This window comes from Bacillus sp. NPDC077411 (genome assembly GCF_044543425.1).
In the GTDB taxonomy this organism is placed as follows: Bacteria; Bacillota; Bacilli; order Bacillales; family Bacillaceae_G; genus Bacillus_A; species Bacillus_A bruguierae.
Map to the genome: position 1 here is coordinate 605,171 of NZ_JBITWA010000001.1, position 13,660 is coordinate 618,830.

A 13,660-nucleotide genomic window follows, 5' to 3' on the forward strand; every position below is an offset into this window, starting at 1 on the left:
TGCCTGAAATATAAATAGAATGAAAAGGAGTGAGATAATAATGGAAGTAAGCACCTTTTTAGGACTGTTTTGGGGATGGATGATAGTTATCGTATCAGGAATGCTTTTCGTACGTCCATCGGTACTACGTGAGCTGAAAAAATTAGTAGTCGAGGACAGAGGATTTGGGATTATGTATGGCCTTCTATCTATTTTTTTAGGGTTAGGCACTGTTATCCTTCATAATGTATGGGCACTCAACTGGCAAGGATTCATCACAATCATTGCATGGCTCGCTCTATTAAAGGGCATTTACGTAATTGCATATCCTGAACCTTCCAAGAAAACCGACTTCGAAGTACGGATACTATCTACGCGTATAGCACTCGCTATCGTTGGTGCTTTGGCTTTATGGATGCTTGTAGTAATCTATATGAAATAATCTGTAATTCGAAATAGCAACAAGTCTCAGTAGATTCGTTAAGATCAAGATAGTCACCAGAAAAATATGCTTAACGTTGTAAATCCGCATTTTCCTGACACTCCCACATTTAAAAGGAGATGAGTAGATGAAATTAAATCACTTAAATTTATGTGTGAATGATTTATCGGCAGCGAGAGATTTCTTTGAAACATTTTTTGATTTTCAATTTTTAGAACAGAAAGGAAAAGCTCTTGTAGTCATGAGTGATAATGATGGATTTATTCTTGTATTAAGTGATCCAAAAGCGTTTAAAGGTGGAAAAGATGCGATATACCCAGAAGCTTTTCATATTGGTTTCTTAGTAGAAGAACCAAATGAAGTTAATCAAGTATATAATCGCTTAATAGAGGGAGGTATTGAAATAGATAAAGAACCTTATAAGATAAGAGGTAATAGTTATGGCTTCTACTTTACGGTATTTGATGGATTGTGGATTGAGGTTTCTTGTCTTGACTATAAAGACGGGAAAAGAATTTCAAAACTTAATGCTACGAAAGATTCTAAACGTTAATAAACTATCGGATGCTTTATATACATGTAACATTTTTTATGTAAAAAAAGGCTCTCTAAATTTAAAGAGCCTTTACTATATATATCCATTTTAATTTTCCGACATCTTTGTCTAGCTCTGCCTCCTTAGCCATCAGGCTTAAACAGTCGGCTCCGCTTTTCTTTATAAATCGCTGTTATGCAAAATACAACATGACCGCTTCTATGCATGGCAAGATGCTCTCGTCCTCACCTAAAAAAGGGGTTTTTATGTCGTTTTTTTAACTTGTACATATATAGTTAATTCGTATTATATTTCTTTATTGTAATAGTAGTTCAATATTATGCCTCAAAATTATTTCTCATTTAAAGATGAATTGCCTAATAAGCAGTTCATCACCTCTTCAAGCACCAAGCCAGGGGCTAATACGCCTCCTTCTGTACGCCATCCAATACATCCATCTGGTCTTACGAGTACGGCCCCTTCAGGATTTATTCCATATAACTTCCCAAAGATGTTGTCCTGATCAACAAAATCTCCTTTTGGACAAACTCGGTACACATGAATGCTCGTTCCTAAATGAGTAGCAACAGGATGCGCCGCAGTTGACCAAGAGTTATGTTCTGAACCAGTAAATAACACAAAGCTTCTACCCAGTAAATCAAGTATGGAAATACGCTTTCCTTGATAAGTACCCCACATGTGCGGAGCGCGTGTTCCTGGCCTTCCGCCAAGCTCTAAAAGATCCATTCTATGCGGAGTTGTATCTTGATCTATAATTGCTGTCGAACAGTATTTGTACCCTGCAGTAACAGCTAGACTATCCATGTTATTCAAATTATCTTCTTGTTTATTCATAGCACGGAGCAATATACTGCTTGCGTAATCCGTGGTTAATTGTACAACAGGATGCCTCTCCTCATGGTAGGTTTCCAGTAATTTCGGATTCGCCTCATCATGTATAACAGCAGCTAATTTCCAAGCTAAATTGTGAGCATCCTGAATACCTGTATTTGAACCGAATCCTCCCGTAGGCGGCATAAGATGAGCAGCATCACCAACTAAAAAAACACGATTATCTTGAAAACGGACTGCTGTACTCTCTGTCGCTTCCCACGGTGAAATGCTTAATATTTTCACATTAAGATTTGATCTCCCGATGGCTTTTCGAACAATTTTCTGGCAACGCTCTGCAGAAAAATCTTCAGGTGTTTCTCCTTTTAAAGGATTATAGGCAACATGATAAATCCACCGATCGCTATTATTAACTGGAAGAAGTGCACCTGAAACTTCAGGGCGTAAAATCATAGAGAAAATAAAGGCATCCCCTTGTATGAGATCGCTCAAATCCGCTTCAAAGTAAATGTTTATATAATGACCTCCGATATTACCACGACCAGTAGTTGGAATACCTGCATGTTTACGTATAGAGCTTTTGGCCCCATCTGCTGCAATTAAATAATCACTGTGAATAATTTGTTCTTTTTTCGTTTCACGATCTCGTACAATAGCAGTTACTCCTATATTATCCTGCTTGTAAGAAACAAGTTCATGATGAAACCACAGCTTCCCTCCTAACCTCCGGGCCTCTTGCAGCAACATCGGTTCTAAAGCAATTTGATAACACGATGTTCTCTTTGACGGGCTAATCTTTTTAATGATTGCGGCCATACTTTTATCACTTTCGTACTGAGCTATTCTAGTCCTTTTTAACTCTTCAGGGTCTGCTTCAGCCATTGTATTTACAGTAATCCTTCCACGGCAGTTCTCTAGTAACTTTCCAGCGGCGCGAATGTTTTTTTCTAAACCTAATTCTCGGAATAATTCCATCGTACGAAAAGTAATTCCCCCTGCCTTCGGATGAATCGCAGTCGTAGCATGCTTTTCAATAAGTAAATAATCAACTTTATGATGCGCAAGAAATAATGCAGAGGTTAGCCCTGTCAAACCGCCTCCAATAATTAAAACTGGAACATGATTAGATTTCATTTATATGCTCCTTTCATATAGCACCTACATAAATTTCGCTGAGCTCAGTAGCCTAAATATAATAAGAAAATTATGAAAAATGTAGACTTATTTTTTATAATTATTTATCATATAGATAGAGTACGCCCCAAAATACATTAAGATATGTAGAACAAGAGTCCTTCAAATTGGATATTCAAGAAGAAAAGCTAAAATATCTTATTTTGATTAAAATAAGATATTTTAGCTTTTCTTTTTTATAAACCATTCAACTTTATTTCAAAGCATCACAACGAAAAAAGGATGGTAACCATTCGGCTACGCATCCTCTTTTATAAGTATTAAAGCAAAACGGAATCCTCATCCTTATCCAGATGACGTCGCTCCCGTTCTTCTGCGAGGCGTTTCATATACACTTCGCCTTCTTTTTCAATAAACTCATTATCAATTTCTTGCTCTTTTTTGGACGTATATAAGACCATATAACCGCTCACAACAATTCCAATAATAACAAGATAAATCCACCATGGTAAAGTTTCCATTCTAGTTCCTTCCTTTCATCAGACAAGCTTTGTTAGTTTCACTGTATGAAAGGAAGGAAGATTTTATGACTCTTTTATTTTGAAGAAACTTTCACCTTAGCGATGAATCCAAACTGCTCCTGCTGACTTATCATCAGCTTGACCTACTACTTCAAATTTCAGTCCAAGATTTGGAACTTTTCGTCCTGCATCTGGAATTAAGTTGTTCATATATACTTTAGAGTCATCAAATTTAGCCACGCCTGGTAATCCTTTATAATCAAATACTCCGCGTGATGGCGAATTTATTTTCCACGCTGGTGTTTGATCAAACGAGAACGCAGCATCTGCAATTTGATAACGCGTACTACTTTTCACAGTCGGCTGACCATTTAATGTTCCTACAATTGCGTCTGGATGAGAATCTACTACCCCAAGGAATCCTTCGCCTGGATGTACACCAACCCAGTTATCTGTAAAACTTTGGTCTGCATACCATACAACAAGCCCTGTATTGTAAACTGGGCCGCGTCCGTATTGCAGTGCTTCATCAGAACCAGCATAGTTTCTCCACTCTAAGTAGTAGTTATGTTTCTTATATTCAATTCCATTAGAAACAGTAAAGCCTTTTAATCCAAAGCTTGCTTGCCCCTCTGCATCATCAGAGAAAACAACTTTATTATCTACAGTTAAAGTCGCATTATCAAGCGCAAATCCTCTGTAAGCTACAGCAACATCTGTTAAATATTCAAATTGTAGTTTTACTTTCTTACCTTTGAATGGGCTTAAATCATAAGATTTATCAATCCACTTATCATTTGTTGTATCCACACCATTCTTGATGTCTTTGTCACCCATTCTATCAAGCTTTGTTTTCGTTCCATCTTCTGTAATCGCATATACATCAACGAAATCATACGCTGCTTCTAGTTCATAGAATGCTTTGTAATCAAATTTTGCAGTCGTTGTATTTGTTAAATCGAATAATGGCGTCTCTAATGTTGTATGGATGTCATTTCCTTTTGTACTATAATAAAATTTCTTTCCAAAACCAGGTTCAATGTTTTTCACTTCTTTATCAGGTAAGTTTACACGAATCATTCCTGGACGTTTTGACTTTGTAACACTTTGGTCTAAATACGTTGCCGATCCGATACCACGAAGTTTATCATAGTCTACGTCAACAATGTTTGCCCAGTTACCCTTCATATTTTTTTGGAAGAACTCTTTATTTTGCGGAGAGAAACTTGTCGGTTCTGTTCCAGCAATTCTTCCAGCCCAGCTGCCGCCGCTCATAATAGACCAAGCTTCAACTGGTTCACCTTGTCCAGAATACTTTGTATCGTACTCATCCGGTAAACCTAAGTCATGACCAAATTCATGAGCAAATACACCAACTGCACCATCTTCAGGCTCGATTGTGTAATCATATGCAGCCATCTTTCCGCCCCAGTTTGGAACAGATGCTTTCGTTCCATCGATTGCATAAGGTTTTGCACCAAGTTTTGAACGGTGAGACCAAATTGCATCATCCTTCAATTTTCCGCCGCCAGCTTCTTGGCCAACTCCAGCGTGAACAACCATTAAATGATCAATAATTCCATCTGGTTCATTTTTATTACCGTTACCGTTGTAATCATATTGATCAAATTGATCAAAATCAGCTAAATTCATTCCTTTTGCTACTGCTGCTTTTAACGCGTCTTTTACTAAATCACGTGGTCCTAGAGGTCCTTTATTATCATGACCAGTGCCAGCATCAGCGCCGTAATCTGCAGCTTTACCTGGAACAGTCAACCATTCCGTTACAGTACCATCGACTGTATAGCTGCCGCCAGATTGCTCTTCATAATATTGCTTAAATGTTTTAATTTTCGTGTCATTGAATAACGTAAATGGCTCATCACCAAATAACATGTTTTGATAATGCTCACGATTAAAATCATTCGCAAACATATATCCTGGTTCTTGAGCAATATTGTTATGTTTAAAATCATTAAACTCTACAAGTAACACAAGAACTTTATCTTTACGAACAGCACCGTTATACTGCGCTTGCTTAGCTGAAGACGTTGGCACTTTACCATTTAACTTTCCAGCATTAAATCCGGGTGCTTGTCCATTTGTTGCACCATTCTCAGTTTGATGCTGCTGCTCTTTCTCTTTCATTTTTGAATCTTTTACTTTTTTCATAAAGTCAGTAGCTTCTTGAGTAAGGCTGTCTTCTGGCGTTGTTTCCTTTCCAGGATTTTCGCCATTCTTCTTCTCTATATATTTTTCTACAGCCTTTGAAGTTTCTGCTTGTGATGCAGATGGATCAATAACTCCGCGTTGTTTCAACGCATTTGCCAAGCGTTCTTCCGGTATTAAATGCTCATCTATGAAGCTAGACGGCGCTGGTGATGATTCTGCATACGCAGCATGACCACCGAAAGCAAACATAGAACTAAGCATAGCCCCTGTTGCCAACACTGAAAAAGTTTGTAATTTTCTGTTCTTTTTCAACGTAGTCCCTCCCTATTATGTATAAGTTACCGACTCTTTTTGTCGATATTTATATATTATTATCGATTGGTGTAATTTTCAATATTTTTGTAATATATCGAAAATTGGATGTGTATTATTTTATTAGAATAATTTTTTCTGCAGTAAAACGGATTATTTTTTGTTCTATTTCACACTTCAATAATCAAAAAAAAAAATTCTACCATAGCAGTAGAATCTTTTTTCAATCTTTTTAGTTATGAAATGTCGGTTTATAAAACGAACGATTATCAAGCGCAAAAACACGCTCTGTATATTCACCTGGTTTCGTGCGGCTCAGTGCACGGTCCATCATATTCATCTTCGCATCTAAGTTATCAATATAATGTAGAATTTCTGCTTCTCTTACAAGCGGCGGCTTCGGACTGCCCCACTCTGCTTTGCCGTGATGTGATAAGACGATGTGCTGAAGAATCAATATTTCTTCTGTTTCAATTTTTAGTTCGTCTGCTGCTTTGCCAATCTCATTTACCATGATGGAGATGTGGCCAAGTAAATTTCCTTCTAACGTATATGTTGTGGAAATTGGGCCTGATAATTCAATGACTTTACCGAGGTCGTGTAAAATCACGCCTGCATACAATAAGTCTTTATCAAGAGACGGATATAGCGCTGCAATTGCTTTTGCTAAGTCAAGCATCGACACAACGTGATATGCCAGTCCTGAAACAAACTCATGATGATTTTTCGTTGCAGCTGGGTAATCTAAAAATTCTCCTTGATACTTATTCAGCAAATGTCTTGTAATGCGCTGAATATTAGGGTTACGCATTTCAAATATGTATTGTGTAATTCTCTCAACCATATCTTCTTTTTTAAGCGGTGCTTTTTCCACAAAATCAGAGATATCATTTACTTCACCTGGATTTGCCACACGAATTTGTTTGACGCGAAGTTGAATGCGGCCTTTATAATTTTGAATATCTCCCGCTACTTTCACAATTGTTTCTGCTACATATTGCTGCTCTACTTCAGGTGACACATCCCATAGCTTCGCTTCAATATCTCCGCTTTGATCTTGCAAAATGACCGTTAAGAATGGTTTCCCGTTACTTGCAATCCCTTTTGTTGCCGATTTAATCATTAAATATAACTCGACTTGCTCACCAACTTCATACTGTGCAATTTTCTTTTTCATATATTTTCCTCCACCGTCATCGATATAGTTAGTATAGCATATATAAATCCATTTTAATTTCTCAACATATAAATCCCTGTTATGCAAGGTAAAAAGTAACTTGCACTCGTTTTCTATCTTTATTTTAGCATTGCACGTGGCAGAAAAAAGCCCTGACCGCTTCTCTGCATGGCCAGATGCTCTCGTCCACGTAAAAAGAGAGGGGGATATGTTGTTTTTTCAAATTGTATTTATATATTACATCGCTTTTCCCTTACTGCTTTAATCGCTGAATTTCACCTTCTCCAAAGAAAGGTAAAAGATGCTTGTGACAAGTAAAGAAAATGACTTGCCGCTCTTTCGCTAATTCCTTCATAAGATGCACGGTTCGCTCTGTTCGCAGCACGTCAAAATGGACGAAACTATCATCAATAATAAACGGATACTGCCCTTCAAACGTATGTGCAAGCGCAAACCGCAGCGATAAATAGAGCTGCTCCGCTGTTGCTTGGCTTAATTCATGACTATAAAAACGCAGTCCATCTTTTCGTTCTACAATAAACGGCTCTTCTGCATCTGGCGAAAAGACTTTTACATAGTTTCCGCCCGTTAAATATACAAAATACTCTTCTGCTTTTTGCAAAATACGCGGCAGCTGCACTTCATGATAATACTTCTTCGTTTTACTTAATACCGCCTTTGCCGCCGCATATGCTGCCCACTTTTTCACCTGTTCACGCACTTGTGATTTTTTCAGTTCCCACTCATGAAGGACATCACCGTACGTACGGCCTTCTTCTAACTGTGCGATATCGTGGCGCAGAGCTGCAAGTGTATGCGTCAATTCTTTTTCCTCCCGCATTAGCCTATCTATTTGCTCCTGCTCTTTTTGTCGCTCCTCTTCATATCCATCTAGGTGATAACCGCTCTCTAGCGCTGACGTCATTAATCGCCCTTCCAATATATCCATTTGCGGAATTAACCGATCAAGCTGCTGCTGCTTCTCTTCCATCTGCTCCGCTTGCTTTGCCGCTGTTAAAAAAGCCTCTTCATCAGATGCTGCAGCAATGTCCCAAAGCTGCTGACGTTCTTCCAATAGATGATGAATCTGCTGTTCTACTCCAGCATACTCTTCTTCCCACGCTATAGCCTTTTCTGTCAGCTGCTTTTTCTGCAATTGCTTTTCCTTTTCTTTCTGTACATCTTTACTTAAACCATACAAAAATAACGACGGTGTATCCACGCTTCTTTCTGTAACAACCGTTAGCTTCATTAGTTTATGTTCAAATTGAGAAATCATGTCTCCCTGTACTTCTTTTCGTTCTTGCTGCTTCGCTAATTCGCGATACAATTGCTGCATCTTTTCTATTCGTTCAAACGCTGGTAATATGTGACCGTACGTAAAACTATGTGGCAATGCATACGTCTCTTTATACAATTTCACCTGTTCATTCACTCCAAACAAGTCACGTTCCCACTCATCATATTCAGAAAGAACACGTTCATACCCGCGCTCAATTTGCCTTAACTTAAATTCCTCACGCTCCAATAGCTTCCGCACTTCATCGTCTTTCTCAAGACGATACCTGATTTCAAGCGCTTCATCGCTTTCCTGTTCATCCGCCCCCTTACTATACATCACATAAAAAACAACAAGACCAATTAACAAAAAAACCCCTGCAAACAATAACCTACGATTATCCATGAAAACACCGGCAAGCAATAGCAAAACATCCATAACGAACAATGCCATTGCTGTTTTATTCATTTGCACCGCACTACGATTTCGTTTCTGCCGGGACGCTGCACTTTGCACCTTTGGCAAATATCTCTCCCGCTCCTGGACCGGTAATGTTTGCGACTGCAGCTTTTTCACCGCTTCTTCCTGTTCCTCTAACTGCTCCTGTGCTGTTTTAAACCGTTCATCTAACTGTTGCTTACGCTTTTCTAACTCTTTTGCTTGCTGCACCATTTGCGTAATCATTTCCTTCATAGCTAAGCTCGTCTGAAAAGAAAGAACGTCCTCACGTGCAAATGCTGCGCCGATTTGCTGCTGCAAATCTTGTATTTCTTCTTCTATATGTAAAATGCGCCCTGTCAAATCCCGCACTTCTTGCAGCGCTGCTTCATAAGACATATGCTGCAAACGAAGTTCTTCTACGTACATATCTTGCTGAAGCAACTCCTCATTTACTTGCAACGCGTCTATTTCAGACTTTGCACTATCTAATTTCTTTCGCAGCGCCTCTCCTTGCAATTGAAGCGGTTCAAGCCGTGCTTTTATCCCTTCATAACGCCGCAAACCATCAACTGGAAATGCAAGTCCTGCATGTTGCTGTAAAAACCGTTCACACGCACGCTTTTCTAAAAAGAGCGGCTGCAACGCTTCTAGCACTTCATAATCTTGCTTTCGTTTCCCCGCTTCTTGCTGCTCGGTGCGAATAATAGAAAGGCGCTCTTCCATACTCTTTTTCTTTCCGACAAGCTCTTCATACGCGGCAATTTTCCCTTGCCAATCTGCAAGCTGATCTTGCAGATTTTTTAACTCCTGCAACGCCACATTAATTTCCGGCTTGCGGCCATTTGGCTTAAAGCGCTGCTCCATTTCCTTCTCAAGCATTTTTTCCAGGCGTAACAACCCATCGCTGCCAACTGCACTTGCGGAAAATAAATAATTGCCAATATCTCCTTCACCGATATGGTGAATGTTTTGCAACCCATGCATGTCAAAGGAAAAGACAGAATCAAACAACTGCTCATTCATTCCCTTTAACAGCAGCTTTAAAACTTCCTCACCGCCTGTTTTCCCATCTGCAAAATAAACTGTCACTTCCCCGGCCGCCGTTTTCGGAAGACGCTCAATTTTTAATCGACCGTACTCCCTAGTAGAAACCGTAATCGCACCGCCGTATTTCCCGCCTTCCTTCGGCTCATAGCGGCGCTGCCCCCTTGTTGGAAAACCAAATAAAATACTCTTCATAAACGAACGAATCGTCGACTTCCCCGCCTCGTTTTCCCCGTACAATACGGTAAGCATAGAAAGGTTCAGCTGGACATTTTCTAATTTTCCATATCCGTAAACATGAAGTTTCTCAACTCTCATCCCTTACTCCTTTCTTGCTCTAATAATTGCTCTAAAATAATATTCTCGGCGCCCTTTTGAATCTCTTTCTTTTCTTCTTCAGAAAACGAATGGAGCACCTTCCTTGCAACAGGTGAAGTCCAAATTGTTCGCAGCACCTCATCCATACTCGAGAACGATTCAAGCTCCTGCAGTACATTCCCAATAAAATGATTCTCTTTCTTCAACGTCTCAATTTCCGCAAACGAAATCGTTTCATTCTTCCATTTCACAACATGTACAAAATTACTGCGCTCCTCGCCAGATGAGACAATATGAAGAATTTCTTCTACGCGCTTCTCATCACGCAAATAAGAAGCAAGCGGTCCTTGTCCTGTAAACGTCATCGTCACAAGCAAACCTTCCTCTTCTCTTCGCATACCGTTCATGCTCTCCGTACACGTATGAATAAGATCATCGACCGTTTCTAACTCATCAATAGGAATAGAAACCTCACCCCAAACAACATCATTCGTACGGAAAAATGTCAGTTCTGTCCCTTGCTGAGACAAGGAAACAACATACGCACCTTTCTCTCCTGTTTCCTTTCGGTGCCGCCCTTGAATATTGCCAGGGTACACAATGCATGGTTCTTCTGCTAACACTTCACGTTTATGTATATGACCAAGCGCCCAGTAATCAAACTCTTTCTCCTTCAGTTCACGAATTTGAAACGGCGCATACCGATTATGATCCGCATCTCCTTCCACACTTCCGTGAAGCATGCCGATATGAAACGGTGCACCTGTCATCTTTTTATATTGCTCTGTCATATTATCCGTCACAGCTTGCTGCTGATAACTAAATCCGTAAATGGAGACAAGGAGCTCCCCGTTTTTATAAAATGATTTTTCTTCTATATAAGGCTCTGTGAAAATATGTACATTACTTGGAAACTCAATTGCCGCCCAGCTTCCGCCTAAATGATCATGATTGCCGTGAATCACATACACCGGAATATCATACTGCGCCAGACGCTTCATTTGCTCACGAACAAACACCTGCGCTCGCAAACTTCTCGTCTCTGCATCATATAAATCACCCGCAAGCAAAACAAAATCAACCTGCTCTTGAATCGCTTTATCCACAATGCGCGCAAACGAACGAAACGTACTTTCCTTCATTCTTTCCCATATAAAAGCCGGTACATTCAGTTCCATCCCTTTAAACGGACTATCCAAATGCAAATCTGCCGCATGAATAAACTTTACTTTTTTCACAACATAACGTCCTTTCTCCGTCATACTCTGCCCAATCAAGTTCATACTGGCTTTGATCTTCCTCGTTTCTCTTTGAATCTTGAAACGGGAAACTTACTGCCTAAATGCATTTTGATTTTTCAATATCTAAGTCACTGCTATACAGAAAAAAAGAGCCTACACTCGCTTTTTCTCTTTGTTTTAACTTCGCATGTAGCAAAAAAGTCACTGACCGCTTCTATACACGGCCAGATGCTCTCGCCTACCTAAAAAAATAGTTTTTGTTGTTTTTTCACTCATTCACAGTCCACTAATAGGTAAAGTTTCACTTTATTTTAACACTTTTTTTCGAATTGGGGATGCGCCCGAAACGGCTAGATACTCTCGTCCTTATTAAAACAACAAAAATAAGCCAGATGTAAAAAAACATCCAGCTTATCTTTATCATTCGTTACGTTGTCCTACTTATACTTTAGTCTTTTTTACCTTTCGCTTCCACACCTTGTGTTTCCAACTTATTCAGTAATTCATGATACCTTTGCATTTCTTGCTCACTATTATCCCAGGTTTCTCCGTAAATATGATTAATTTCCTTCCCTACAAATTCTAATATAAAAGTGCTATCATCACTTTTCACCGATAAGTATGTATTTGTTCCTTCTTCATAATTTCTATCAAGATGTGAATTTTTTAATTTCTCTACACTTGGTTGTCCTGCCTTTTCCATAACAATTGGTACATACTGATCTGCTACAATTTGGCGAAGCGAATTCTCGCTAAAGTCACTTATTTTTAATGAATGGAATATGAGTGTAACCATAGGCACATTTAATTTCGTTTGATCTATTTTAACGTTATGTGCAGACTCAGTAATACTCTTTTTCTCTTCTAGGCTTATATTTGGCATCGGATTTTTATCCTCTTTATGATAAAGGTTAAATACTTGCACAGCACGGAAAACGAGAGTAAGAGACAGCGTAACGATTAAATAAATTTGCCATCTGTTATACCGCGGAGATTCAATATTGGAATACGATTGAATTTCCTTATGCTCTTTCGATGATAACTGCGGTTGTGTGGCTGCAGCTACTTCTTCAATTGGCTGTTTCTCAAACACAGCTCCAGTGCTCCAAAAACTTGCTAATTGTGATTCAACTTCTTCTTGTGATAATTTCGGCGTTGAAACTACCGCAGGTTCTACTTTATCAAGTGTACGTGCCATTTTAGAAATTTCTTGCTTTCTTGTAAATTGATTTTTACGTAGATTTTCTTTCGCATCAAATGATGTTCCTAAACCAACTTCTTTATAAATCTTCTTTTTAATTCTAGAAGAAATGAAATACATAACAAGAATTGCAATATAAACACTCCCTGCATACCAACCAGTTGCATATACAGGCAAAATGAGCCAACCTAACAAACTTAACAAGCATAAACAATAAAATATTTTTGGATTCTTGGAACGTACAAACCTAAATAACGAACAAAACTTCACAAAAGCTTGACCTACAACATGTGAAAAACCTGCGGTAAACGCACAAAACTTATTTTTTGTCCCAATCGTACTCTTATAAAGCTCATATACTCCTTTATCATTTGGGTCTAGCCGCATCGCGACTTCCGCTAACATCCTTGCTTTTTTAAAATTCCCCTTATGTTTTGCTATATTTGCAAATAAAACGAGATTGAACGTATTTTCTGGATTTAACTCTAAGGCACGCTTTTCGGCTTTTAATGCCTCCTCTTTTCGTTTAGGGAAGGATGCATAAAGAACATACGCGTACCTTCCTACATATATTTCATTTTCAGGATCCAACTCCATCGCTTTCTCGAAATAAACAAGTGAATCCTTAACGCTTTCACGACATCTAAAAACTTCGCCCATATAGAAGTAATACTGACCATCTTCAGGATAATTTTTTATACCGATTTCCGCTAGTTCTTCTATTCTTTCAAGATCGTTTTGACGACCGAAAATATCTAATCCCACTGAGAGAACTTGCTCATTTAAATGATCGAGTTTAAGCGCCTCCTCCAAGTACTTATTTGCATTATCTTTGTCATCAAACCCATAAAAATAAACATAGCTTAAACAAAGGTATCCGGAAGCATCTTCTGGATCTTCCTCTATAAGTATTTCAGCCTCTTCCATTGCCCGTTCAGCATCGCCAATCTTCACCAAATGCTGAATTCTTCTAAAGTTATCCTCCATCACTTGACTCATCCCTGCCCTTATT

9 protein-coding genes are annotated in these 13,660 nt (G+C 38.9%); 2 read left to right on the forward strand and 7 right to left on the reverse strand.

Annotation, left to right across the window (positions count from 1 at the left end; genetic code table 11):
- The first annotated feature begins 40 nt into the window (after positions 1 to 40).
- A complete protein-coding gene (locus ACIGHG_RS03000; protein ID WP_396547113.1) occupies positions 41 to 421 on the forward strand; it encodes a hypothetical protein in 381 nt (126 codons plus the stop codon).
- Between the two features lie 127 nt (positions 422 to 548).
- Positions 549 to 974, forward strand: a complete 426-nt coding sequence (locus tag ACIGHG_RS03005) for a VOC family protein (RefSeq protein WP_336472313.1) — start codon at positions 549 to 551, stop codon at positions 972 to 974.
- Positions 975 to 1,307: 333 nt separating this feature from the next.
- Here ACIGHG_RS03005 and ACIGHG_RS03010 read toward each other — a convergent pair whose 3' ends face one another.
- The 7 genes from ACIGHG_RS03010 to ACIGHG_RS03040 form a co-directional block, all read right to left on the reverse strand.
- Entirely contained in the window at positions 1,308 to 2,942 is a 1,635-nt protein-coding gene (locus tag ACIGHG_RS03010; RefSeq protein WP_396547115.1) for an FAD-dependent oxidoreductase, read from the reverse strand.
- 320 nt (positions 2,943 to 3,262) lie between these two features.
- A complete protein-coding gene (locus tag ACIGHG_RS03015; protein ID WP_090919309.1) occupies positions 3,263 to 3,463 on the reverse strand; it encodes a sporulation YhaL family protein in 201 nt (66 codons plus the stop codon).
- Between the two features lie 96 nt (positions 3,464 to 3,559).
- Entirely contained in the window at positions 3,560 to 5,896 is a 2,337-nt protein-coding gene (locus tag ACIGHG_RS03020; protein ID WP_396547202.1) for an immune inhibitor A domain-containing protein, read from the reverse strand.
- 283 nt (positions 5,897 to 6,179) lie between these two features.
- Entirely contained in the window at positions 6,180 to 7,124 is a 945-nt protein-coding gene (yhaM, locus tag ACIGHG_RS03025; RefSeq protein WP_396547117.1) for a 3'-5' exoribonuclease YhaM, read from the reverse strand.
- Between the two features lie 253 nt (positions 7,125 to 7,377).
- Complete coding sequence (locus ACIGHG_RS03030; protein WP_396547119.1) at positions 7,378 to 10,206, reverse strand: ATP-binding protein; 2,829 nt, start codon at positions 10,204 to 10,206, stop codon at positions 7,378 to 7,380.
- Complete coding sequence (locus ACIGHG_RS03035) at positions 10,203 to 11,444, reverse strand: metallophosphoesterase family protein (protein ID WP_336472318.1); 1,242 nt, start codon at positions 11,442 to 11,444, stop codon at positions 10,203 to 10,205. The genes ACIGHG_RS03030 and ACIGHG_RS03035 overlap by 4 nt, the downstream gene beginning before the upstream one ends.
- Positions 11,445 to 11,895: 451 nt before the next feature.
- Positions 11,896 to 13,635 (reverse strand): tetratricopeptide repeat protein, encoded by a 1,740-nt coding sequence (locus ACIGHG_RS03040; RefSeq protein ID WP_396547205.1) that lies wholly within the window; start codon positions 13,633 to 13,635, stop codon positions 11,896 to 11,898.
- Positions 13,636 to 13,660: the final 25 nt, after the last annotated feature.